Origin of the sequence: Cecembia lonarensis LW9, from assembly GCF_000298295.1 — a bacterium.
Lineage (GTDB): Bacteria > Bacteroidota > Bacteroidia > Cytophagales > Cyclobacteriaceae > Cecembia > Cecembia lonarensis.
Genome location: NZ_AMGM01000001.1, coordinates 94,346 through 120,070 on the forward strand (window position 1 = coordinate 94,346; position 25,725 = coordinate 120,070).

Annotated in this window: 24 protein-coding genes; 13 read left to right on the plus strand and 11 right to left on the minus strand. The window is 36.2% G+C overall.

Features of this window, described 5'->3' with window-relative positions; genetic code table 11:
• Positions 1-7 precede the first annotated feature (7 nt).
• From B879_RS23070 to B879_RS00430, 3 genes are read right to left on the minus strand one after another with little or no spacing between them, the layout of a single operon-like run.
• Complete coding sequence (locus tag B879_RS23070; protein ID WP_238542051.1) at positions 8-811, minus strand: DEAD/DEAH box helicase; 804 nt, start codon at positions 809-811, stop codon at positions 8-10.
• Complete coding sequence (locus B879_RS00425; RefSeq protein ID WP_009183142.1) at positions 811-3,942, minus strand: AAA domain-containing protein; 3,132 nt, start codon at positions 3,940-3,942, stop codon at positions 811-813. The genes B879_RS23070 and B879_RS00425 overlap by 1 nt, the downstream gene beginning before the upstream one ends.
• 5 nt (positions 3,943-3,947) lie before the next feature.
• Positions 3,948-4,760: an SDR family oxidoreductase gene (locus B879_RS00430; RefSeq protein ID WP_009183143.1), complete on the minus strand. Its 813-nt coding sequence runs from the start codon at positions 4,758-4,760 to the stop codon at positions 3,948-3,950.
• A gap of 168 nt (positions 4,761-4,928) precedes the next feature.
• On the opposite strand from B879_RS00430, the gene rlmD reads away from it, so the two are divergent.
• Together rlmD and B879_RS00440 are read left to right on the plus strand one after the other, a co-directional pair.
• Complete coding sequence (gene rlmD / locus B879_RS00435; RefSeq protein ID WP_009183145.1) at positions 4,929-6,335, plus strand: 23S rRNA (uracil(1939)-C(5))-methyltransferase RlmD; 1,407 nt, start codon at positions 4,929-4,931, stop codon at positions 6,333-6,335.
• Complete coding sequence (locus tag B879_RS00440) at positions 6,332-6,709, plus strand: hypothetical protein (RefSeq protein WP_009183146.1); 378 nt, start codon at positions 6,332-6,334, stop codon at positions 6,707-6,709. The genes rlmD and B879_RS00440 overlap by 4 nt, the downstream gene beginning before the upstream one ends.
• Positions 6,710-6,789: 80 nt before the next feature.
• Here B879_RS00440 and B879_RS00445 read toward each other — a convergent pair whose 3' ends face one another.
• From B879_RS00445 to mce, 6 genes are all read right to left on the minus strand, one after another.
• Positions 6,790-7,467: an ERCC4 domain-containing protein gene (locus tag B879_RS00445; RefSeq protein WP_009183147.1), complete on the minus strand. Its 678-nt coding sequence runs from the start codon at positions 7,465-7,467 to the stop codon at positions 6,790-6,792.
• A gap of 63 nt (positions 7,468-7,530) precedes the next feature.
• Complete coding sequence (gene thiL, locus B879_RS00450) at positions 7,531-8,562, minus strand: thiamine-phosphate kinase (RefSeq protein WP_009183148.1); 1,032 nt, start codon at positions 8,560-8,562, stop codon at positions 7,531-7,533.
• A gap of 207 nt (positions 8,563-8,769) precedes the next feature.
• Positions 8,770-9,645, minus strand: coding sequence for an aldo-keto reductase family protein (locus B879_RS00455; RefSeq protein WP_009183150.1), 876 nt, complete (start codon positions 9,643-9,645; stop codon positions 8,770-8,772).
• A 2-nt stretch (positions 9,646-9,647) separates the two neighbouring features.
• Positions 9,648-10,655, minus strand: a complete 1,008-nt coding sequence (locus B879_RS00460; RefSeq protein ID WP_009183151.1) for a Gfo/Idh/MocA family protein — start codon at positions 10,653-10,655, stop codon at positions 9,648-9,650.
• A 1-nt stretch (position 10,656) separates the two neighbouring features.
• The gene (locus tag B879_RS00465) at positions 10,657-11,448 is read right to left on the minus strand and encodes a WecB/TagA/CpsF family glycosyltransferase (RefSeq protein WP_009183152.1); all 792 of its coding nucleotides are present in this window, start codon (positions 11,446-11,448) and stop codon (positions 10,657-10,659) included.
• Between the two features lie 151 nt (positions 11,449-11,599).
• Positions 11,600-12,010 (minus strand): methylmalonyl-CoA epimerase, encoded by a 411-nt coding sequence (gene mce, locus B879_RS00470; RefSeq protein WP_009183153.1) that lies wholly within the window; start codon positions 12,008-12,010, stop codon positions 11,600-11,602.
• 79 nt (positions 12,011-12,089) lie between these two features.
• On the opposite strand from mce, the gene B879_RS00475 reads away from it, so the two are divergent.
• Positions 12,090-12,416: a HesB/IscA family protein gene (locus B879_RS00475; RefSeq protein WP_009183154.1), complete on the plus strand. Its 327-nt coding sequence runs from the start codon at positions 12,090-12,092 to the stop codon at positions 12,414-12,416.
• A 125-nt stretch (positions 12,417-12,541) separates the two neighbouring features.
• The gene (gene gcvT, locus B879_RS00480) at positions 12,542-13,633 is read left to right on the plus strand and encodes a glycine cleavage system aminomethyltransferase GcvT (protein WP_009183155.1); all 1,092 of its coding nucleotides are present in this window, start codon (positions 12,542-12,544) and stop codon (positions 13,631-13,633) included.
• A gap of 101 nt (positions 13,634-13,734) precedes the next feature.
• Here gcvT and B879_RS00485 read toward each other — a convergent pair whose 3' ends face one another.
• Both B879_RS00485 and B879_RS00490 read right to left on the minus strand, forming a co-directional pair.
• A complete protein-coding gene (locus tag B879_RS00485) occupies positions 13,735-14,424 on the minus strand; it encodes an exopolysaccharide biosynthesis polyprenyl glycosylphosphotransferase (protein WP_009183156.1) in 690 nt (229 codons plus the stop codon).
• A 295-nt stretch (positions 14,425-14,719) separates the two neighbouring features.
• Positions 14,720-15,451, minus strand: a complete 732-nt coding sequence (locus B879_RS00490) for a glycosyltransferase family protein (RefSeq protein WP_009183157.1) — start codon at positions 15,449-15,451, stop codon at positions 14,720-14,722.
• A 196-nt stretch (positions 15,452-15,647) separates the two neighbouring features.
• On the opposite strand from B879_RS00490, the gene B879_RS00500 reads away from it, so the two are divergent.
• From B879_RS00500 to rfbC, 9 genes are all read left to right on the plus strand, one after another.
• A complete protein-coding gene (locus B879_RS00500) occupies positions 15,648-16,364 on the plus strand; it encodes a 2-phosphosulfolactate phosphatase (protein WP_009183158.1) in 717 nt (238 codons plus the stop codon).
• 105 nt (positions 16,365-16,469) lie between these two features.
• Positions 16,470-17,396, plus strand: a complete 927-nt coding sequence (locus tag B879_RS00505) for a ribose-phosphate pyrophosphokinase (RefSeq protein WP_009183159.1) — start codon at positions 16,470-16,472, stop codon at positions 17,394-17,396.
• A 349-nt stretch (positions 17,397-17,745) separates the two neighbouring features.
• Complete coding sequence (locus B879_RS00510; RefSeq protein ID WP_009183160.1) at positions 17,746-18,525, plus strand: polysaccharide biosynthesis/export family protein; 780 nt, start codon at positions 17,746-17,748, stop codon at positions 18,523-18,525.
• A gap of 31 nt (positions 18,526-18,556) precedes the next feature.
• Complete coding sequence (locus B879_RS00515) at positions 18,557-20,920, plus strand: GumC family protein (protein ID WP_009183161.1); 2,364 nt, start codon at positions 18,557-18,559, stop codon at positions 20,918-20,920.
• 47 nt (positions 20,921-20,967) lie between these two features.
• Complete coding sequence (locus tag B879_RS00520; protein WP_009183162.1) at positions 20,968-21,990, plus strand: DUF354 domain-containing protein; 1,023 nt, start codon at positions 20,968-20,970, stop codon at positions 21,988-21,990.
• A 36-nt stretch (positions 21,991-22,026) separates the two neighbouring features.
• Positions 22,027-22,812 (plus strand): glucose-1-phosphate cytidylyltransferase, encoded by a 786-nt coding sequence (gene rfbF / locus B879_RS00525; protein ID WP_009183163.1) that lies wholly within the window; start codon positions 22,027-22,029, stop codon positions 22,810-22,812.
• Between the two features lie 27 nt (positions 22,813-22,839).
• Positions 22,840-23,931, plus strand: a complete 1,092-nt coding sequence (locus B879_RS00530; RefSeq protein WP_009183164.1) for an NAD-dependent epimerase/dehydratase family protein — start codon at positions 22,840-22,842, stop codon at positions 23,929-23,931.
• Positions 23,928-25,184, plus strand: a complete 1,257-nt coding sequence (locus tag B879_RS00535; protein ID WP_009183165.1) for a UDP-glucose dehydrogenase family protein — start codon at positions 23,928-23,930, stop codon at positions 25,182-25,184. The genes B879_RS00530 and B879_RS00535 overlap by 4 nt, the downstream gene beginning before the upstream one ends.
• Positions 25,184-25,720: a dTDP-4-dehydrorhamnose 3,5-epimerase gene (gene rfbC, locus B879_RS00540; protein WP_009183166.1), complete on the plus strand. Its 537-nt coding sequence runs from the start codon at positions 25,184-25,186 to the stop codon at positions 25,718-25,720. Before B879_RS00535 ends, rfbC begins: the two co-directional genes overlap by 1 nt.
• Positions 25,721-25,725: the final 5 nt, after the last annotated feature.

Here is a 25,725-nt window from a genome sequence, read left to right on the forward strand (position 1 = left end):
TGGAAGCTTAAAATGAAATCCCCATCCAATATTGCCGCGTAAAATAAAGAGAATAAGGCCAATTTTTCTTCTTCAATTGTATGGGATGATAAGCAAAGGACTCTTTTGCACTTGTTGCAGTGTACATCCTGTCATCATCAGTAAGCAAAGCCGATGCAAACTGATCATTTTCAACCTTCGCCAAGTCCATCCATTTTGATTCTGAAAAAAACACCAATCTATTTCTAGCAGACTCTTTTATCAGTCTGTTTTTTAAATACCAATTATACTGGTATCCCTTAATTGGACTCATCTCTTTTTGGCGGATTTTCCCAGAGACTTTCCTCTCTACAAATTCAATGTACTGCTTCAGCAGTCCAACACCCCTATTTTTCAAATGGCTCTCTTTGAAATCACGTGAAGATAAACTCGTTACCAAAGTTATACTTTTCCTGGCCCTGGTCACTGCAACATTGAGACGATTCACCCCCCCTTGCTTTGAGAGCAAACCAAAATTTGAAATCAATCTGCCCGTTTTGTTTTTGGCATAACCTATAGAAAATATCACCCGATCAAATTCATCTCCTTGTACATTTTCAATATTTTTCACCCATACATTCACTAAATCCACCCTAGGCTCTTTTTGAATCAACTCCTTTATTAATTCCATTTGGAAATAATTAAAAGTAATGACACCAATGCTATCTTGGGGGTTCTTTTGCTGCAAGGCAATGATCTCTTCAACAGTAGCCTCCGCTTCCATGTAATTGGTCTGGCGTTCCCAAACACCTTCCACCTTGACTAAATTGAAGGGGATTTCAGGATCATTCATTAGATTTCTATCGGGCAGCATTCCCAATTTTTCCTCATAAAAAAAGAATTGGAAAATTCAATTAATCCCATTTGGGTACTCCTGTAATGGCCCTGCAGCCAATATTTTTCAAAATATCTGGAGCTAATCTCCAATAATGAATCAATTTCCAAATCAGGGTCTTCTTCCTCCTCCTCGATTCTTACCTGATATAGGTCAAAAGGCTGCAGTTGATGGCTATCGCCCGCAACGACGACCTGTTTACCTCTTAACATTGCCGGAAGCCCACGTTCTACAAAACACTGTGAAGCCTCGTCAAAAATGACAAGATCAAAAGATTGTTTGAGAGGAAATAATGCAGCAACAGTTTCAGGTGAAGCTAACCAACAAGGCAACAGCTGAAAGATATCTTTCTCAAAACTTTCAAGCAATTTTTTGATGCTCCACAAACTCCTCTTTTTCTTTACCTGATGAGACAGTTCTCTAAATGATACGAGATTTCCCAGCCTATTGTATTTCAAGTTCTTCAAAGTTTGTTCCCTGAGTCGCAAAGCAGAGATATACCTGCTCAGGTCCCACTTTTCCAATATCGCATCCATTAATTCTTCTTGGAAATAAACAGACTTAGGCGTACTGACCTCTTTTAATACCGGATACTTTTTCTCTATATGTTCTATCCAGGACAATCTTAATCCTGATAAAAAACGACTTTGAACAGTTTCAAAAGTTTCTTCGGGGTAACTGTCCCAAAGCTTTTCAATTAACTCTATTTCTTCGGGCAATAATTGTTCTTTTAAAGTATCAAAAGCTACCAAGTCATCGAAAATAGCCCTTGATTCCAATTTTAATTTTTCGAAATCACCTTCTTTACAATCAAGAAATAAATGTTGTATTTGAATTCTTGATAAAAATAAATTCCAATGTGGCAAACGGCTTTCTAGATATTCAAATTCCTGAAAAAGAAATTCAATGTTTGAAAGAAGAAATTCACTTGATTGCCTATTCTCTGTCAGAAAGTCTCCTGACGGCCCCAATTCTTCTAATAAAAATTTAGCATGAATGGCGTCTAACGATACAGTTGAAAAATGGTTGAATTCAGAAAAGTCAAATGGTTTATCAGGGACTTTCAACCATTCTTTTCTGGTTAAAAGCGTAACCTGATGATTGACATTTAATCTATTTTCCAACCTTTTTAGCAGGATATCATTTCCGAAATCATTAAGTTCCAATCCGTTTTTTTGAAGCAGGTCAAATAATGGTGAAAATTTCTTTTTGGTCCATGGCCAAAGAAGACTGTCAAAAACACCTTTCCCCCTCTTTTTATAAGCTAAAGATAAAGCTAATAATACTTCTACCTTCTCATCAGAAGAATGCCACTCGACACCAAATTCAGAGAGCAGCAATTTGATGGTTTCAAGTTTTTGTTCCAGCCAAAGTAAATCAATTTTTTCAGAATCAATTTCAAATATGCCATCAAAAATCTCTCGTGTTTCATTATTCTTCAAAATAGCCCTTAATTGATAAAGCTTGCTCTTTTGTTCAAAAAGTGCGTAAAAATGAGTGATGTCGAAAGTAAGAGAATCCTGAAATTTGGCTGAAACCTTATTTTTTAAGTCCCTTATTTCATCAAAAATTTCTTCGATACGCTTTTGGGAACCGGCAGAAAAAAGGCTGAAATTAACCCTGTGTAGCCAAAATGATTCTTCCAGTTGATACTTCTTATAATACAGGCCATATATTTTAAGATTTCTTGTGAAAATATTGACCCTGTCAAATGAGAATTTTTTATAATACTGGGTCATATCAAAGTGTACCTCATTCAATTTGGATTCAAGATAAAGCTCCTTAATTGGCACAGAACATTCCTCCGTATTAAACAAAGCCTTTCTAAAATCATTGAAAAATTCTACATGGTTTTCAATGGTTTTGGAAAGTTGAAAAAACTGTCTTTCCAGTTGAATGGCATCAATTGACCGGTTATCTTCCTGATAGCTTTCAAGGGCACCTATTTGTGTTTGTATTTTTTTAAACAGTGCTTTTTTATCGGCCCTGAAATCATGAACCAAGGCCAAGAAATTGTCAAACTCCAATTCGGAAAGGCGTTGATAAACCACATCAAGGGCTGCCCTTTTTTGGGATACCACCAACACCTTTTTGCCCCTTGAAATGTAATCTAATGCCAAATTACAGATTAACTGGGATTTGCCAGAACCAGGCGGGCCTTCTACCACAACTGATTTTCCTGATCTAACAGCCTTAATAACTTGTTCTTGATAGGCATCAACAGGATAACAATTGTACAATTGATCCTCTCTTAAGGATTTTAACCCCCTCTCTTCAGGAATGAATTTTTTTTGAAAAAGTGATTCCAAGGATTCTCCAGTTTCCTGACCTATCAAATACTCATAATCCTGAATCAAAAAACCTGAATTTTGAGAAAATACACCCAAAGTCGCATAGGATTTCAACTTAAGTTCTCCTAGCTGAAACTTGGTTTCGTCCAGTGATCTTTGGGATTCTGGAAATGGAATTACATTTTTTTCGTAAAGATTTGAAGTAAAGTTGACCGCGAGTTGTTCCTTAACCAGATCATAAAGGGCATTTAGAAAAGCAGTAGCTTCATCTGGAAAACCCTCAATGGGGTTATCCACGTCATCGGTTTTTTCCTTTTTGCCATACGCTTGCTGGTAAGCCAACAAAAAGGTCTTATTCAAAAACGGTAGGTCAGACTTGGTTCTCTTAAGTTGCCAAATATTATTTTCTAGGTGGATAGTAACAGGAAAAAAAAGTAAGGGACAGCGAATAACTTGCCCATTCATCAATTTCCCTTCTACATAAGGCCAAGCGAAATAGGTGCTTTTTTCACCGGTTTCTGATTCGGCAGTAAGGGCTAGAGATTGGATTCTTTTAATTTTTTTAGAAAGCATGTTAACTTTACTGTCCCTTGGATCTACAGTAGTTATCAGGTCAATTGCCTTCTTATTTCCCAATAAAGCTTCTATGTAGCCAAAAGCGGCATGGTGATTTAAAAAATCCAGTTCCTTCAGGTCCAGCATCTGGGAAGGTATCAATTTGGGAAGGTATAAGGACCTGTTTTTACTGGACAAATCCACCATCCTATTGAGGTAAGCCTGAAAGATATCCTTTAACATGCAGTTTATTTGAATGGAGAATCCTTTTCTTTTGCCATATGGTTATACACGATTCCATCCATAATCCCAGGAATCCATTTGTTCAAAAATACGGCCAATTTACCCTGCCTTGTTAGAACAATATCCCTTTTCCTTTTCAGGACTGCTTGCAAAATGGCTTTTGCTACTGCTTCAGCCGTCATCATTTCGCCTTCATCTCTTGGTGATTCACCTTGTGATTGCCCCTCCGCTGTAAGGGCATTGTTCCTGATATTTGAAGCAGTAAATCCAGGGCAGGCCACCAATACATGTACTCCTCTTTTCATTACTTCAGTACGCAAAGACTCAAAAAAACCATTCATGGCATATTTACTCGCCGTGTAAGCCGTCCGGGCCGGGGTGCCTCTGTACCCATTGATGGAAGAAACTCCAACAATAGAACCTTTTGACTTGAAAATTTCCGGTAAGCAATATTTTGTTGCATAAACAGTACCCCAGAAGTTGGTATCCATGACCTTATGGAAAACAGATAAATCTAAATCTTCAAATAAGGCCCTCATGCTTATCCCCGCATTATTGATCAGTATGTCAATACTGCCAAATTTATTTAAGGCCGCCTGTGCCATTCTTTCATTATCTGACTCGGAAGCAGCGTCAGCAAGTACACCCAAGACATCTATCCCCAAAATTTCTAACTTATCCTTTGTATGTTGTAGTTTTTCAGCATTTCTCCCAGTTATCACTACCTTTGCTCCTTCCTGACCGAAAATCATCGCACAGGCCTCTCCGATTCCAGAGGTGGCTCCTGTAATGATAACAACCTTATCTTTTAATTTCATTCCTATACAATTTAAAAGTTAAAGATAAAAATATGGATCGGATGAACAGCTATTCCTTTTTATTTTTAAAAGACGAAAAGCAAGTAAAGCCAACCCTAAGATTTATAAAAAGAAAGTCTGCTATGCAATACCTAAGGCCGATCCATATTTTTAATTAATTTTGCGGCCATGTCCAGAAAAATGAAAAACAAAGTACTCCCTAATCTTAGGATTGAGCGAATTGCTGCAGAGGGAAAATGTGTGGCCTATTATGAAGGAAAAGTTGTTTTTGTACCTAACGTTGCTCCCGGAGACCTGGTAGATATCCGGGTAACCAAAGGAAGGAGTTCATTTATGGAAGGGGAAGCCATCGCTTTCCATGAATTTTCCAAAGATAGGGTAAAGCCCTTTTGTTCCCATTTCGGAACCTGCGGAGGCTGTAAATGGCAGCATATCAATTACGAGCTTCAAAAAACTTACAAAAGGCAACAGGTCATCGACCAATTTACCAGGATTGGTAAAGTCGATATACCTGAGGTTTTACCCATAATCGGATCTGAAAAAACGCAATATTACCGCAATAAGCTGGATTTCACTTTTTCCAATAACAGGTGGCTGACCAAAGAAGAAATCAATTCTGAAGAAACTTTCGAAAGGAATGCATTGGGATTTCACATTCCCAAAATGTTTGATAAAATCGTTGATATTGACCATTGTTATTTACAGGGCAATGCTTCCAATGATATCCGAAACAGCTTAAGAACTTTTGCACTTCAAGAAGGCTTGACATTCTTTGATCTTAGGAATCAAGTAGGACTGCTAAGAAACCTGATTATCCGGAGCAGCAGTACGGGGGAAATTATGGTGATCGTTCAGTTTGGCGAAAATGACCCTAATGGTATTCAAAAGGTGATGGAGTATTTAAAAAGTGAATTCCCGTTCATTGATTCCTTACTTTATATCGTCAATTTAAAAAAGAATGAGACTTTTCATGATCAAGAAGTCATCACTCACCATGGAAGGGACTTTATTGAGGAAGAAATGGAAGGGCTCAGGTTCCAGGTTGGCCCAAAATCTTTTTACCAGACCAATTCGGAACAAGCTTATGAACTGTATAAGGTTGCCAGAGAATTTGCTTCATTAAATGGTGATGAAGTAGTGTATGACCTATATACAGGAACAGGAACCATTGCTAATTTTGTTGCCAAGAGGGCTAAACAGGTCGTTGGAATAGAATATGTAGAAGCTGCTATTGCAGATGCCAAAATCAATTCCCAAATCAATGGGATTGAGAATACCCTGTTTTATGCAGGAGATATGAAAGACATACTCAATGATGAGTTTTTAAACAATCATCCTAAACCCGATGTGGTAATTACTGATCCACCAAGAGCTGGCATGCATGAGGATGTAGTGAAAATGCTATTACGGCTTGAAGCGCCTAAAATAGTATATGTGAGTTGTAATCCAGCTACCCAGGCTAGGGACATCGCTTTATTGTCAGAAAAATACCAAATTGATAAAATACAACCTGTGGACATGTTTCCACAAACCTATCATGTAGAAAATGTTGTACGATTAATACTTAAATCATGATTTCAGACTTTAATGATCCAGAACTCTCAGGGAAATACTTAGGTACGATCACAAAAGATTTTGTGCAGATCTCAGAAGTCCTGAAAGAAGCTTCCTATCAGGTAAGGAGTAGGAAATTTTCAGAGTTCCCTATTTTCCCCATTTCTAAGGAAGAGCAGCCTATTGGACAGTTATTCATGGGTAAGGCTGAAAAGGGCTTGGACTGGAATTACTACATTACTTATTTGGATGAGTTTATGCAAAGGAAATTGATAGCGGAAGACTTATTGGAAGACTTTAAAAAGGCCTATAAAAACCCAGACGAATTCTGTTGTCTTTTTGTAATGGACAAAGAGTTTACAAGTTTTGTGTATATTCCTTACCCTGAAGATTAAAATGCTCTGCCATCAACTGAGGTAAGATCGCCTTCATACCTGAGAAGAATATTCCCAAAATAAGGGATAGATATGCTTGACTAGCTCCTTAAAATCTCATCAAAACCATTCCAAGATTTTTTCCCAATGCCTTCGACAGATAAAAAATCTTCTTTTGAGGAGGAAAACAATTTTTCAAGTGTAGAAAATTTCTGAATAAGTTTTAGGGAACGGTGTGGCCCTAATCCTGGAAAAGCAGACAAGACCCTTAGTTTCTTTAAAAGGGTTGGGTCGTATGAATGGTGGCTTTTTTTCTTGATATTGTTCCAAATTGGAGGAAACCTTAAGGCGTTTATTTTTTCTAACTGCCTATAGCAATGGAACATCATGTCAACAGTTTGGGCTATATTTTCCGATCTCAATACAGGAATTTTGAAACTAAAGGAAACTGCTGCAATGGCAGCTTGAATCGCTTCTGATCTCACCTTACTTTTTTCAAGCTGCTCTTCATTTCCTTCTATGATTAAAATGGTGCTTATTTTGGTTTTTGACATTTTTCTTAGCTGATCAAACAGCCTTCCGTCTTTTAAGGATTGAGAAAAATCATGTACTGTTTTCCTTTCCACTTGCATTTCATCATCAAATAGAATATCCCCAACAAATAGTCTTTTCTTGGTCACAAAAAGATTAGCTCTTTTTTCAAATTCCAAAAAGAGCGTTTCAGGTTCTCTGTCATCAATAAAAACCTGCAGCGGCAAAGTGGAAGAAAAATCAATCATAAAAATCTACCTAAAAATATAAAATTGAGATAAAAAAATCAATCCATAATTTTAATCAGATCTTTAGAAGTGTTGCCAGCCCTGTGCTTTAAGCTGAACAACTGTACCGCTTTTAGTAACCAAGTTTTTCCCACCTTCAGGCTTTGTTACATGACCTATAAAATGGATGTCTGGATGCTTTTCTAATTTTTTAAAGTCTTTCTGATCAATTGTAAATAGCAATTCATAATCTTCTCCCCCATTGAGCACGCATGTGATAGGGTCAAGACCGAGTTCAACAGCGGTATCAAAAGTCTGCTTATCTATCGGTAATTTATCCTCATAAATGGTCACCCCAACTTTGGAAGCCTTAGAAATATGAAACAATTCAGAAGCCAGGCCATCAGAAATATCCATCATGCTGGTTGGAACCACATTGAAATCTTTTAGTTCATATACAATATCCATTCTGGCTTCAGGTCTTATCTGCCTTCCGGTAACAATTTGATATTTGTCAAGTTCTGGTTGCATGCCGGGGTTGGACAAATACACTTGTTTTTCTCTTTCAAGGATTTGAAGACCTATAAATGCGCCACCTAAATCTCCTGAAACACATATAATGTCATTTTCTTTAGCACCTGAACGATAGGCTAGTCTATCTTTTGATACTTCACCAAGTGCAGTAACAGAAATTACCAAACCTGAACGGGATGAAGTAGTATCCCCTCCGACTACATCAACCCCGTAATGTTCTGCTGCCGCATTTATTCCAGCGTATAATGCATCCACTGCTTCAACAGAAAAACGATTGGAAAGAGCAATGCTAACGGTTATTTGTTTAGGAATGGCATTCATGGCCGCTACATCCGATATATTGACCGCCACCGCTTTAAAACCTACGTGAGTCAGTGGCGCATAGGTCAGATCAAAATGTACACCTTCTAACAATAAATCAGTTGTCACCACCAATACACGTTCATTTTCAATATCAATGACTGCCGCATCGTCTCCTATGCCCTTGATCGTCGATTGATGTTTGATTTTGATACTTTGATTCAAATGATCTATCAATCCAAATTCCCCAATTTCGCTGATTTCTGTTCTTTTTTCTGACATTTTTCTTGATAACGTATTTATTTCTTTCACAAAGATAAGGCGAATTCTTAATTGGCCATTAAACAGGGGACTAAGTAGTATATGGACACTACCTATCTCTTGTTTGCAGTGTATTATTTCTTCATGTTAAGTAAATTTATCGAACCTTTCAAAATAAAAAAACTAGCCCTGAATGGGGCTAGTTTTTAATTTCAAATTCATTATAAATTAACTCACCATTATTTTTTGGCTATCATAATGGTTAATAGTTTCTACAGTATTCTGAATATTTTGCTTTGAGGAAGCACCAAAAAGGATTGATTCCACATTTGGAAGTTTACTTACATATTCTAGGGCTTCTCTGGCAGGTATTGCTCCACCTCCCAATACTTGCATGGCAATTACCCTTGCTCTACCCTCAGAAAGAATTTGCTCGTAAAGCTCCTTACCACCTGACATTCTAAAATTAACTTTATTGATAGAAGCGCAGATGATTGGATTTTTAATCCCACCTTCTTCAAGTACAGGAAGTAACTGGGGTAGGTTCATCGTAATGAAGCCCGCCTCTGCGTTATATTTCTTTTCAATATGATGAGCAAAGGCAATTAAAAAATCCTTCATGCCTAAACCAAGCAAAAGATCAGTGATTACATTTTGAAGAAATATAACCGGTGTATCTATTCCTTTGAACATTTTCATTTCTGCGTCTATCAAAAGCTCCATAATAGAAATGAAGTCTTTAGAAATAACAGCCATTCCTCCCTTAAACAAAGAACCAAAGAAATTGCCTGGAACGTACTCCTTTAAAGTGCCTACAATGCCTAACTCGGTAACTGCATTGGCATATTTGTGGGCATAGGGCATACAGGGGTAAATTTTGAAACCCTCATACTTTTCAGGGTTATCTCTGATGATATCACAGACATTTGCTATCCTATCATGCGTGGTACACATAAAAGTATTTATTCCTGCTGCACGGGCATCATCCAATACTTTCATGATGGCTGCATCATCTTTAAATTTGATGGCCTGAGCCCTGGATTTCTCATCCGAAATATGGTTAACAGCGAAAAACTGGTTATCGCCAAATAATATCCTTTCCATAATTATGAAGATTTTTTGATAATTGAAATTGATAAATCTGTTTTCCAAGCACTTTCAAAAGTATTGATCACATTAGGTACAATGCCTTGAACCGCTTTGATAAAATAATCGATTTGAGCTGAATACTCTTCTCCTCGAAGGTAAAAACTCACCTCTTCTGTTAAATCTGTCACATATTTAACATTCCAGCCTTTACTGTATCCTTCCGGGAAATCTTTCGTCTTAAAATAGACCTTCAATTCATTGGCATCAGAAACAATTTTTCCCTTAGAACCTATAATTGTCACGGAAGTAGACATTTTCCTGTAAGTTTCATCACTCCAATTGACTGAGATAACACCTGTTTCTCCAGACTCAATGCCCACCAAAGCGTACACTGCATCATCCACTTGTTTGGAATAAATGGATTTCAACATGGCACCTTTACAGGAATCTATTGGTGACAATATATCATTGATAAGATCAATAACGTGTGACGCGTAATCCATTAGACATCCCCCGCCCTCGTTGGGATCAGACCTCCATGTTTCGCTCTTCTTTTTAATAACTACAGGACCATAGGCTTCACCTGTAAAATGCTGTATATCTCCGATATATCCTGCATCGACTATTCTTTTAACTTCTTGAAACGTCCCTACAAATTTGTTGTGATAGCCTACTTGATTGATCAATTTTTTCGATTTAGCAATATCCACTAATTCCTTACTTTCCTGTGGATTAAGACAAAATGGTTTTTCTGAAAAAACATGTTTTCCTCTTTCCAATAGATCTTTCACCATCTTGTAGTGAAACTTGGTAGGAACTGCTACAAATACCGCATCAGGTTTGGTTTTATCGACCATTTTTAGATAATCGGTGAAACACTCAAAGCCACTGTATTTTTCTAAAACTTCGGATACGATTTTGGAGGTATCACAGACACCAACAATTTGAACATCCGGATGCGCTCCCAGAATAGAAAGATGGGAGATTCCCATCTTACCTGCACCAATTAATGCTACTTTTAACATGTTATTTAATTCTTTTTATATGTAAAATATGGAGGAATAAATCCCTTAAAAACATCATTTGATTCTTGGTATTTCTTCTGAATATTTCCGGTCTGAGAAATATTCGAACTAGCCATTCCAACCTTAATTTGATCCAAATTTTCGCAGGTCTTTTACTATTTCCGGCATACCAGTCAAAAACATTCCCAACTGTAGAAATTATCCCTGCATTTACTTTTTCCTTATGTTGAAATGCCCATTTTTCTTGCTTGGGAGCTGTAAGGCCTACAAACAAAACATTCGGCTGAAAATCATTAATTATGGTAACCATTCTAGAATTATCCTCCTCGTCAAATTCAGGCTTAAAAGGAGGAGAGAAATATTCTACTTTGATATTCGGATATTCATTCAAAGCCCTGGATTTCATTTTTTTTAAAGTATCATCAGTAGAGCCTAAGAAAAAAACTCTCCAGCCATTTTTGTTGGAAAGCTCTAAGAAATAATCAAAACAGTCCTGCCCAGCAATTTTTTTAATATTTTTCCCATTGAGTAGCAAAGAACCAAAAGCAACTCCAACCCCGTCCAATACCAAGAGATCTGAACCCTTCAAAGCTTTTTCAAACAACTTGTCCTTTAACGCGACGCCATAACTATTCGGACTCATTGTATTTATGAGAACCTTACAGGAAGTATCTTGGATGATATCCAATTTTCCGGAAAAGACATCATAACCTAATACTTCTAAACATTGGTATCCTGGGATAACCTCTACTCCTTTCTTTTCTTTAAGGTCAATTGATCTACTAACAACCATTACTCTACATTAAACATTAAACAATTATCGGCAGTATTGTCAACTGCTTTTTGAATGATACAAAAAACTTTATTTATTATTTAAAAAACAAGTTTTTATATATAAAAATTTTATATAATGACAAATCTCATGGAAAATGGTATAAAAAGCCCTATAATTTTTGATTTATCTCTTGACACAATTCTATCAAAACTCCATTTGTTGACCTAGGATGTAGGAAAACCACAAGTTTATTGTCAGCTCCTTTTTTGGGTATTTCATTCAAAATTTCAAAACCTTCTTTTTTTAATCTTTCTACTTCCTTTTCTATATTCTCTACATCAAAAGCAATATGATGAATCCCTTCAGACTTTTTATCCAAATACTTTGCAATTGGACTGTCTTCACGCGTAGCTTCCAACAATTCTATTTTGGTATCTCCAACCATGAAAAAAGAAGTCTTAACCCCTTCGCCCTCCACTAACTCTTCCTTATAGAGTTTTTCACCTAACAGTTTTTCAAATAGTTGATTAGATTTTTTAAGATCTTTTACCGCAATTCCCAGATGTTCAATTTTTCGCATTTCAATTTTATTTTTATTTTTGAATCATTTCAAAAATAAACATGTTTGTTGTTTTATTGATGAATTAGTAAATTTAGATATGATTGTCATTACAGATAAAGCAAAAGAAAGAATCCTTGAATTGAAAAAAGAGGAAGGAAGAGCCGATAAGGAAAACATCAGAGTTTCCGTAAAAGGTGGAGGATGCTCAGGCTTAATGTATGATCTAGGTTTTGATGAAAATGTCATTGAAACAGATCATATCTTTGAGGATAAGGGAATTAAAATTATTGTAGATCGTAAAAGTCTATTATATTTAGCGGGTACAACACTTGAATTCTCAGATGGTTTAAACGGAAAGGGTTTCCAGTTTGTAAATCCGAATGCCTCCAGAACCTGCGGTTGTGGTGAAAGTTTTTCAGTTTAATCATTCATAAAAAATTAAAAGCAATTAGGCCACCTTCATTAGGAAGTGGCCTTTTTTATGCATACGGTCTTTTCGTAATCCACCTTTATAAATTAGCTTTGCCCAAATTAGAAATAAACCCAATTATGGAAGATACTATCAAGAAAATTCAATTAAATGACCTCCATGAATCATTGGGGGCGAAAATGGTTCCTTTTGCAGGTTATAATATGCCCGTTCGCTACTCCTCGGATATTGAAGAACACAAAGCTGTCCGTGAGGGTGTGGGGGTTTTTGATGTTTCCCATATGGGGGAATTTATGGTAACTGGACCAAAGGCCTTAGAACTTATCCAAAAAATCACCTCCAACGACGCTTCTAAGCTTGCCAATGGTCAGGCGCAATATTCCTGTTTCCCTAATGATAAAGGGGGGATAGTTGATGATTTGATCGTTTATAAATTTGTAGACAATAAATATATGTTGGTGGTTAATGCTTCAAACATAGAAAAAGATTGGGCTTGGATTAATCAACATAATACCATGGGAGCTAATGTGGAAAATATTTCAGACGACATATCTCTCTTCGCCATACAAGGGCCCAAGGCGATAGAAGCTGTACAGTCTTTGACATCTGTAAATTTATCAGAAATCAAATTCTACCATTTTGTGGTGGGTGAATTTGCAGGCGTAGAAGATGTTATTATTTCAGGTACCGGGTATACTGGAGCAGGCGGATTTGAAATTTATGTTAAAAATGAAAATGCTGAAAAAGTGTGGAGTGCTATTTTCGAAGCAGGAAAAAATATGAATATCAAACCAATTGGCCTTGGAGCAAGAGATACACTCAGATTGGAAATGGGGTATTGTCTATACGGTAACGATATCAATGACAATACCTCACCATTGGAGGCTGGCTTAGGGTGGATTACAAAATTCAGCAAAGACTTTATCAACAGTGATAATCTTAAAAATCAAAAAGAAACAGGTGTAGCTAAAAAATTAATTGGTTTTGTGCTGCAGGAAAAAGGCATTCCAAGATCTCAATACCCTATCTTAAATGGTGAAGGAGAGACTATAGGTGAAGTCACTTCTGGCACCATATCCCCATCCATGGGAATAGGAATAGGCATGGGCTATGTTCAAACGGCTTATAGTACACCAGGAACTGAAATTTATATCAGCGTGAGAAATAAAAAATTAAAAGCGCAAATAGAAAAAACACCCTTACTTAAATAATACTAAATTTAACATCAAAAGGCTGCCTAAAAAATTAGACAGCCTTTTTTATTTTTTTATGATAAATAAAAATGAACAAACACTTAAATTAAATCGAAATTTCAATAAGCATTCCCATTATCCAAAACTATACCTTTTACTGTGAGGAATAAGATTTTTATATCTAAAAAGAAACTCCATTTTTCGATGTACAAAAGATCTAACTTTAACCTTCCCCTCATATCAAATTCTTTTTTAATCTCTCCTCTGAATCCTTTTGCTTGAGCCAATCCAGTAATACCAGGCTTAACCAAATGTCGTAATCTATAATTACTGTATTTTCTTTCACAGTCTATATTCATTTCTACAGCATGCGGTCTAGGACCTACAATAGACATGTCACCGATTAAGACATTTATCAATTGAGGAAGTTCATCCAAACTGGTTTTCCTTAAAAAAGCACCAATTCGAGTAATTCTAGGATCATTTTTTGTAGCCTGCTTAAATTGACCTTCAGGGTTGAAAGTCATTGTTCTGAATTTAAAGCAATAAAATTTAGTGTTGAACTGACCGTCCCTTAACTGTTTGTAAAAAACCGGCCCTTTAGAGTCAATTTTAATTAATATAGCAATAATTGGAAATAACCATAGTCCAATAAATACTAAAAATAAAGAAGACAATAAAATATCCATCACCCGCTTAGACAAAACTTGAAAGCTGTCTAAAAGATTTTCAGAAAACCTAATCACAGAATCTTCTGATTTCCTATTGATTTTCAAGCCAGGAACTGGATTTGAAAGTAATGTTTCCATGACAACGAAGTTATAAATAATTGATAGTCAATGGCTCAAAGCTTATTTAAAGCGATTAGCCTACCAATATGACAAAATTAATATTAAAGATAAGATTTGCAAAATTTAAAAGCATTTTTTTTAATTTGAAATACAATTATGTGTCTTTAAATTATTGCTTTAGAATTAGAGAATACATTCCAGTGTTACAGCCACCCATCAAATAGTGCGAGATTTTGAAAAATCTTAACAATATAAATTTATACATTTTTCTGTAATTTACATTATATAAAACGTATTTAATTTTTAAGATTTCTCAAGAAGCTATTTGATCACTGCTAAAGTTGTTTATTTGATAATGATCGTTGACATTTATAAAAGCGTTAATGCCTTTTACTTTATCCGATTTATCAATAACAGCCTCCTCAATTGAATGGCTAGGTATCAGGTCATTTAAGATCTCATTAATAAAGCTACCGCTTTTCTTAAAGTGGGCTCTTTTTGTAGCATAATAAGTGTCTGGCTCATGTTTCAAAAGCTCATCTAAGAAAGTTGAGGCCTTGAAACAATAAACCCTTTGAAGTAAATCCTCATGATCTTTTTTGCCAAGAGAAAGCTCTTCCTTATAAAAATCTACCACTACAATATCCCCTTGGTCAGCCAATCGCTTTGCATGTCTTAATGTATTATTATAGTAATCATTCACAGGTACCGAAAAAATGGGATTGGTAACAAACAAAACATCTTCTTGACTGGAGGCAAATGCTGCAAAAGCAAAATCTGCAGCAGTGTTTTTTGAGCATGCTTCGATAATTTCCTCATAATTGTAAATACCTATTTTCATTAATAAGCTTCTGGAATATTTAAAATTGGATATTTGGCCAACGATCATTAGTGAATCATATAAACCTTTATTTACTTCGACAGCGATTTCAAAAGGTGATTTTCCTTGCGCTTTGGGTAAAAAGGCTTTGGAAATTGGTCTTTTATTAGCTCCTAATAATTCTTGGTTGGAGCTTTCTTGAATAATTACAAATTTTGTTTCCATAACAGTTCGAAATTAATTTGTTAAAAAGGATAAATGTTCTAACACACAAAGTACCAGGCCTATTGATCAAAACTGAATTGTTTCAACGCTCAATTTTAAATCAAAATAATTTAAAAAGCAAATTTTTATATTTAAAATTCATTTTTAAAGGTTTGTTATTATCCTACTTCCTTGCAATTGTTATTATATTTGCAGCATGAAAAAAATAGAAGTTTGCCTTTCCCCGGAATTAATTCACCTATATGACAGCAGAGGGAAAATTGTAATCATTGTAGATATATTTAGAGCTTCAAGCACAATTGTAGCTGCATTGGCTAATGGTGTTTCCTCGATAACACCTTTTAAAGATTTGAATGCTTGTAAGGCTATGCAAGAAAAGGGGTTTATCATTGCCGGTGAACGGGATGGGAAACAAGCAAAAGGTTTTGATTTAGGTAATTCTCCTTTGGCCTATTTGAAAGGTATCTATAAAGGAAAAGAACTGGCCATTACAACTACCAATGGGACAAATGCTATTGATACCATTGGAGAAGAAGCCTCCCAAGTACTGATCGGCGCATTCATTAACTTGAATGCTACAGTTTCTTATTTGAAAAATACGAAAGAAGACCTTTTAATCTATTGTGCAGGGTGGAAAGGGAAATTTAATTTAGAAGACTCTTTATATGCCGGTGCTTTAGCGGATTCACTCGACTCCTACTATGTAACGGAATGTGACAGCACATTGGCTTTTAGAACGCTCTATCAAACTCAGCGCAAAAATTTAAAAGATTTTATTTCAAATGCTTCACATACCAAACGTTTACAAAATCAAGATATAGAAAAAGATATTGATTTTTGTTTGTCTTTAGATCTATATAATGCTGTTGCATTGGTTGAAAAGGGTAAAATTATTGCATTAAGGAATGCATAGACATCAAGAATCCTGAAGAATACCATTTGGTAAAAAGCTATTTTATAATCAATTTTTTTATCTTTGTGAGCTTGAAACAAAACCTTACCAACGAACCGTCCAATCATGACCGAGGTCAAACTCTTCTCAGGTACAAAAAGCCAATCGCTTGCCGAAAAAATCGCAAAACATTACGGGAAAAAATTAGGAGATCTTACCATATCCAAATTCAGTGATGGTGAAATGTCCCCAAGCTTCAATGAATCTGTAAGGGGCTGTACCGTTTTTTTAATCCAGTCAACAATGCCCTCTTCTGACAATTTGTTGGAATTGTGTCTGATGATAGATGCAGCTAAAAGAGCAAGTGCTTACAAGGTTTGTGCGGTCATCCCCTATTACGGATATGCCAGGCAGGACCGAAAAGACAGGCCAAGGGTTTCCATCGCCGCTAAACTGATCGCTAATATGTTGACTTCTGCCGGTGCAGACAGGATCATGACCTGCGATTTACACGCCGGTCAGATACAAGGCTTTTTCGATCTACCTTTGGACCACTTAAATGGTTCCGCCATATTTGTTCCCTATCTAGAAAGATTATTGTCTGAAAATCTGATTTTTGCTGCGCCAGATGTAGGTGGAGTTGCAAGAGCCAGAGCATATGCCAAACATTTTGAAGTGGAAATGGTGGTGTGTGACAAACATAGAAAAAGAGCTAATGAAGTAGCTTCCATGCAGGTAATTGGAGATGTGGAAGGGAAAGATGTCGTTTTAGTTGATGACCTGGTTGATACTGCAGGTACACTTTGTAAGGCAGCCCAGATCATAATGGATAAAGGCGCTAAGTCTGTACGTGCAATAGCTACCCATGGTGTTCTTTCCGGTAAAGCATATGAAAATATAGAAAATTCGGTACTCCAAGAACTTGTTATTACGGACACTATACCGTTGAAACAAGCTTCATCTAAAATTAAAGTGCTTTCTGTAGCAGATCTCTTTGCAAAAGCTATTCACGCTGTTACAGGAAACACATCCATAAGTTCCTTATTTATATAAAAAGTATAAATCCTGTTTCATAAAAGTTTTTAATACCATTCAATTATCTAATTGAATGGTATTTTTTTATCACTTCCTCATGATCAAAATACTAGAGCTAAGGAGTTAATGATTAAATTTTCAAAATAATAAAAAAGTTTTTTAAACACATTTATTTGCATTATGAATTTATTTTGTATTATTGCATTTGTATTGGACTCAAATAATGAGTTTCAAAAAAATAGACCAAAAATTAAGCGATAGTCGCTATTTTTTTCGATTTAAGCACAACAAGATTGTGACTGAGCGGGCGAAGCTATATTTTAGTTCAAGGAATTAGTATATTACCAAATATTTTATAAAATAGACCATGAAAAAATTATTATTTCTAGCAATTCTGAGCATTTCACTTTTCTCATGTGCCAAAAGGAATTTAGTCTACTTCAGTGATATTTATCAGGACATGGAATTTTCTGTTCCGGTTGAAATGTCCAACGAGCCTAGAATTCAGGTAGACGATCTGTTAAGCATTACTGTTACAAGTTTAAATCCAGAATCTAACATGCTTTTTAATGTAGGCGTATTGATGCCATCAGGAGATAGAAACAATACGATAGTGAATAATCCTATCAATGAGAATTACCTGGTCGATAAAGACGGTTATATCAATTATCCAGTTATCGGTTTAATCAATTTAAAAGGTCTTACTAAGCAGGAAGCTATTGACAAAATGAGTGGTCTCTTAAACGAATATGTAAAAGATCCTATTATCAATATTCGTTTTATGAACTTCAAAGTCACAGTAATTGGGGAGGTTCAAACTCCGAATTCTTTTATTATTCCCACAGAAAAAATCACGATCTTGGAGGCCCTGGGCTTAGCAGGAGATATGACGGCCTATGGAAGAAGAGAGAATGTTATGATTATTAGAGAAAAAGATGGAGTCCGAACAGCTACTCGCTTGAACTTGAATGACAAAACTATTTTGACATCTCCTTATTATTATCTCCAGCAAAATGATGTGGTATATGTAGAACCTTACAAAACAAAATCGGTTCAGGCAGATACCAACCCGGCACAAATTGCTATTATCACTAGTACGATAAGCTTAGCTACCATCGTTATTCTAAACTTCAGATGGAATAACTAATATTCTGATACGTCTATAAAAAACTATTGAAATGAATATTTCAGAATTATTGAAAGAATTAGAAGAGGAAGAAAATAGATCTTCCCGCAAAGGTAAAGTTGATTACAAACTATTATTTTTCAAATACTTGAAAAAATGGAAGTGGTTTGCCTCCGGCTTATTGATAGCATTAATTGCTGCATTTTTGATTACTTATTTTTCTACACCGCAGTATGAAATCAAAGCAACCCTTCTCTTAAAAGATAAAGAAAAAGGGGCTGATTTCAACTCGAATGCAGTTGTAAATAATTTGACAGGATTCAGCAGCACCACCACAGTAGAAAATGAAGCTGAAATTTTCAAATCTGAAAGCTTAATGATTAAAGCCTGCCAAGAGCTAGGAATCACTAATGGCTATTTTGTCCCAAATGGCTTATTCAGATGGAAGGAAATCTATGGGCCTGAAGTTCCTGTTGAAATCAACATTATAGAAAAAAACCCCTTCCCACCAAAGGTAAAAGACAATACAGTAGTCATCAAAATCCTCAGTGAGGAACAATTTGAAATTCAAATACCCAATGCTCCAAAAGTTAAGGCAGATTTTGGTGAATCATTGACAAACTTTTTCGGAACCTTTACCGTGGAGAAAAATCCAGAATATTTCCCCCAATTTTTACATCATGAAAATGAAATCAAAGTTGGTTTCTATGATCCTGTTGGGGTAGGTAAAGATTTCGCTGAAAATTTAAAAGTTGAAATAGTCAATAAATTATCCAGTGTAATCGAATTGGTCTTATACAACTCTCATCCTGAACGAGGAAAGATAGTATTAGATAAATTAATTGAAATTTATAATCAAGAAGCTGACAATGAGAAAAACTCAACAGCGCTAAACACCTTGAATTTTATCGATGAACAGCTCATCGATTTAACTGCAGAATTAGCAGACATTGAAAGGAAAGCAGAGAGGTTTAAGCTTAATAACGCCATTACTGATGTAAGTGCTGAAGCACAATTATTTTTAAACAGTACAACAGCAAACAGACAGCAAATAAGCGAACTTTCAGTTCAAATCGGTGTCTTGGAATCTATTGAACAGTATATCATGTCTTCTGGCAATGAATTTGGAATGGTACCAAGTACACTTTCTATTCAGGATCCCACGCTAGCTGATTTAATCACTAATTTCAACAGCATTCAAAGGGAAAAAGAAAGGATGTTAAGAACTACCCAGCCCAATAATCCAATCGTTACCAACCTTAATGAACAATTAATAGGTTTAAGAAAAAATATTTTAGAAAACATTAGAAATATAAAGCAGGGCTTGGTCATTTCTAGAAATAGTCTGATGGAAACCTCTGGGGAATTCCAAACAAGAGCTTCTAGAGTACCTACCATAGAGCGGGAACTCTTGGAAATTAGTAGGCAACAGGAAATCAAGCAAGAACATTATTTATTGTTGACACGAAAAAGAGAAGAAGCTGCACTTACATTGGCTGCCACCTCAATTTCCAACTCCAAGGTCATTGATCCGCCAACACCGACAGACTATCCTGTAAAGCCGAAAAAAGTATTGATATTTGGCATATGGACAATTCTTGGATTAATTTTCCCTTATGGGTTGATATATATTAAAGATATTTTGTCGGAAAAAATTGAGTTTAAGTCAGATATCCAGCATATCACTGCTACAAAAATCCTAGGAGAAGTTTCCAGAAATAATACCAATGAGGGCACCCTTGTAATTGGAAATGGTAAAAAAAGTTTACTAGCTGAGCAATTTAGGTTTATCCGAACCAATATGATTACTGAATTACAAAGAAAAACCAACCAGGTAATCATGGTCACTTCGGGAATAAGCGGAGAAGGGAAAACCTTCTTTAGCGTAAACCTGGCAGCAAGTTTGGGCTTAATCGGTAAAAAAGTTGCTGTCTTAGAACTTGACCTAAGGAGACCGGCACTATTATCCTCACTTGGTATTGAATCAGATGTTGGGATTTCAGAATATCTTGAAAATAATACCTATAAATTGGAAGATATCATTCATCCATTAGAGCAGATGGAAAATGTATCCGTGCTTGGCTGCGGAACAACTCCGGAGAATCCTGCAGAACTGATGATTAGCGATAAGTTACATGATATGATCAATCGTTTAGCGAAAAAATATGATTACGTCATTATTGATACAGCACCTGTAGGCCTTGTTTCCGATTCTTTTGTTCTTGCTGACCATGCCGACTTAACCATTTTTATGGTCAGGCTAAATCACTCGACAAAATCACAAATAAAAACTATTGAGGATATCAGAGCCAACAAAAAATTCAAAAAACCAATGATAGTGCTTAATGATGCTACCATGGAGCTTACCTACGGTTATGGAAAAAAATATGCCGGAGGTTATTATCATGCCAAGTAGCGTATCAGAAGTCCAATATACTTAATTACTACTTTTTATAAACAAGGATGAGAATCTGGATAGATTTTATTAATACCCCACAAGTAAGTTTTTTTGAACCCTTAATAGAGGAATTAAATGCTTTAGGTCATGAAATTGTGATGACATGTAGAGATTCTTCCAATACGGTTCAATTGCTGAATCAAAAAGGTTGGGATTTTCAAGTAATTGGGTCTGGAGTAAAAAAGTCTTTGCTTTCAAAGTTAATCGCTTTTCCAGGTAGAATTCTTGATCTTAGAAAGTTTTTGAAAAACAAAAAAATTGATTTGGCAGTAGGGCAAAGTAGTTTTTATCTACCCCTTACGGCAAGGTCACTTAAAATCCGCTCCATATACACGAATGACAATGAGCATGCTTTAGGCAATATACCTTCTTTTCTTTTTGCCGACACCATATTTTTGCCCAGTGAGCTTTCTCTTAAAAAGGCCCTTAGTCAAGGTGCATCAAAGAAAAAAATCACACAATATCCCGGGATTAAAGAGGGTATCTATTTATGGAAAAAGGCACTGAACATTAAGTCTCTAAGAGAAAAAAACAAGCAGAATAAAATATACATCAGGCCAGAGCCGGTTTCAGCACAATATTATAAAGGAAAAGAAAACTTTTTGGACAAATTGATTTCTGAACTAAGCTCCCAATATCAGGTAGTTGTTTTGACTAGAGGCACTGAACAGGCTAATTACTATACCCGTAAGTTTCAAAACAACGTGACCGTCCCTGAAAAGCCCCTTGATTTTCTGACTGTAGCCACAGATTGCCTGGCATTTATTGGCGCAGGAGGTTCGATGACCAGGGAAATGGCAATATTAGGCATTCCTACTATTTCTGTGTATCAAGCAGAACTCCTGGATGTGGACCGATTTTTAATTAATGAAGGTTTATTGGTTTTTGCACCAAGAATTACATCTCAAGAAGTAATTGACTTCACTAACAAAACCGAAAATAACCTCAATAAGTCAGAAAAAATTTTAGAAAAAGGTAAAACTGCATATAATCTTTTAAAATACAGCATTTTAGGAAATACCAAATAAATAAATCGATTTTAGCCAACTCTTAAATTTAATAAAATGAAAGCAGTAATCTTAGCTGGTGGATTTGGCACCAGAATAAGCGAGGAGAGTGGGGTGCGCCCTAAGCCCATGGTGGAAATTGGTGGTAAACCCATTCTTTGGCACATCATGAAAATATATTCCAATCATGGCATCAACGATTTTGTCATCTGCTGCGGTTACAAGGGGTATATGATTAAGGAGTATTTCTCAAATTATTTCCTCCACATGTCAGATATCACATTTGACCTGTCCAACAACACTATGGTCGTCCACAAAAAACAATCAGAGCCCTGGAAAGTGACTTTGGTAGACACTGGAGAAAATGTGATGACTGGAGGTAGAATCAAAAGAGTCGCAGAACATATTCAAGATGAGGCCTTCTGCTTGACTTATGGAGATGGAGTCAGTGATGTGGATATCACAGCCGCAATTCAGTTTCATAAGAATCAAAAGGCACTTACAACCCTTACCGCAGTCCAACAGCCTGGTCGTTTTGGCGCATTCACATTGGGAAAAGACGATGCAAAAATTACACATTTTAGAGAAAAGCCTAAAGGAGATGGGTTAGACAATGCCTGGATCAATGGGGGCTTCTTCGTAGTGGAACCAGAAGCCTTGAATTTTATAGATGGAGATGACTGCATCTGGGAAAGAACCCCCTTAGAAGAAATGGCCAATAGAGGAAAATTATCCGCATTCAAGCATAGTGGGTTTTGGCAACCTATGGATACTTTAAGAGATAAAAATGTTCTTGAAGAAATGTGGAATGCTGGAAATGCCCCGTGGAAAAAATGGCAATAAAATAAACTGTTTCAAACAATCATAATAATGGAAAAAAATAGGATTCTAGCAGAAGATTTAGCATATATTTTCAATAAACTTTCTGCTTCGGAAAAAGAGAAATTTAAAGATGCCACCGTACTTTTAACCGGTTGTGGTGGGTTTTTAGGTTATTATTTCATGCATTTCTTAAGTGCTTATTCAGAACAATTGGGAATTAAACAAATCATAGGGCTTGACAATTTTCTCACAGGCACCAAAGATTGGCTGGAAGCATTGGAAAAAGAAAACCCAAAAGTTTCCTTGCATACATTCGATATCATTCACGATGATCCAAATACCATTGAAGGCATAGAAAATGCCAACCTGATCATTCATGGTGCTTCTATTGCTTCACCTACATTCTACAGGATTTACCCTTTGGAGACCATCGATGCCAATATCACGGGCTTAAGAAGACTTTTGGATTTCTATGTCAATAAGCCCATAAAAGGTTTCCTCTTTTTCTCCAGCAGTGAAATATATGGAGATCCTTTCCCGGAATTTATTCCTACCCCTGAAACATACCGAGGCAATGTATCTGCCATGGGGCCTCGTGCTTGTTATGATGAGGCCAAACGCTTTGGAGAAACGCTTTGTTATGTTTTTCATGAAAAGTACCAAATGCCAATTTCCATCGCCAGACCTTTCAACAATTACGGGCCTGGGATGAATATCAATGACAAAAGACTCCCTGCTGATTTCGCAAAATGCGTACATGAAGGACGGGATTTGGTGATGTTTTCTGATGGTAAACCCACAAGAACTTTTTGTTATATCACAGATGCCATCACGGGTTACCTGAAAGTGCTTTGCCATGGTAAATTGGAAGCTTTCAACATAGGGATTGACAAACCTGAAGTTTCAGTCAAGCAATTTGCCGAATTGTTTGTTAAAGCTGCCAAAGAAGTCTATGGTTATCAAGGTCAAGCAATTTTCCAAACTTCGGATGATGCGGATTATTTAACTGATAACCCTAACCGCAGATGTCCTGATATTTCAAAAGCAAAAGAAATGCTCGATTACCAACCTGAAATTCATGTTGAGGAAGGAGTAAAAAGGTTTTTGACATTTTTAAAAATAAACAACGGAAAACTATGAAAATTTCAATACTTGGGTTAGGCTTTGTTGGCTTGACCACTGGACTAGGATTTGCAAAAAAAGGATTTAAAACCTACGGGTTTGACGTCAATGAGGAACGTCTTAATAAATTGAAGAACTTTATCATACCTTTTCACGAACCTCATTTAAAGGAGGTTTTGGAGGAAACTCATGAGAAAACATTTTTCTTAAGCGAAACATTTGAAAATGCCATCAAAGAAAGTGATGCTATCTTTCTATGTGTAGGTACTCCTGAAAAATCAGATGGCAGTGCAGATTTAACCTATTTGCTTGGAGCAATTGACCAAGTTTTAGCTGTTGATACCGATAAGTTTCAAGTATTGATTACCAAATCGACTGTTCCCCCTTCTACCGTATCCGCAGAAGTAATTCCTCATGTCAATAATATCCTGAAAGCCAAGCCAAACAGAAAGATTGGCTTTGCTTCCAATCCTGAATTTTTAAGGGAAGGGTACTGCTGGGAGGATTTTATACAGCCTGATAGAGTAGTCATAGGCGTTGAAGACGAAACTTCCAAAACCATTTTGGATGCTATCTATCAGCCTTTCCATGCTCCCATTCATTATGTCAATTACAACACTGCAGAGTATATCAAATATTTATCTAACACTTTGCTTTCTACCATGATCAGTTATGCCAATGAAATGTCAATGATAGCAGGAGCTATTGGAGATATTCAGGTAAAAAAGGCATTTCAAATCTTACATGAAGATAAGCGATGGTACGGTAATCCAGCAGGTATGAAAAGTTATGTTTACCCAGGTTGCGGTTATGGCGGGTACTGTTTACCAAAAGACACCTCAGCACTGGTGAAAATTTCTGAAAAAAATGGTTTTTCACCAGAAATATTAAAGGCAAACCTCAAGACCAATCAGGACATTAAGCCATTTTTGGTAGATCAGGTTGAAAAGAAAGCTTCCAAAAATGAAGCTATCGGTATTTTAGGATTATCATTTAAGCCAGACTCAGATGATGTGCGTATTACACCACCAAAAGAGGTTATAGAGATTCTTCTTCAACGAGGTTATGAAAAGATTTATGCTTACGACCCCATTGCAATTGATGAATTTAAAACACACTACCCGAGCTTGAAAATCGATTACATTGATGACCTAGAAAAAATAGTAGAGCTTTCTGATCACCTTGTTTTACTCACAGGTTGGAAGGTGTTTAAGGATCAAAAATCCTTGCTGGAAAAGAAAAATGTCTTTGATTATAGATATGCATTGTAATGGAATTAAAAAGTACAAGTCTTGATGGCTGTTTTGAAGTTAAACTCAGGTCCTTTGAAGACCACAGGGGTTCATTAACAAAAGTCTTTCATCAGCCCACATTCGCTGACTTAAATTTGCCATTAAGTTTCCCAGAAGAATATTTTTCGATTTCTCAAAAAGGGGTGGTAAGAGGACTTCATTTCCAAGTACCACCCTCTAGTCATGCCAAAAGCGTCACCTGCATAAGTGGCAGTATTTTCGATGTTGCTGTAGATTTACGGAAAAACTCTCCTACATTCGGAAAGCACTACACTACTGTGATAGATTCGCGCCAACCCAAGTTGTTATTTATTCCTGAAGGATTTGCACATGGTTTTATGGCTTTGGAAGACCACACAATATTCTTAAACCGCTCCACTTCAGTTTATGACCCTGAATGCGATGCGGGCATTAAGTGGGACTCATGTGGTATTATTTGGCCTGACATCCCTCCTATTGTATCGGAAAAAGACCAAAATATGCCTCTACTATCTATGTTTAACTCTCCATTTTAAATCCC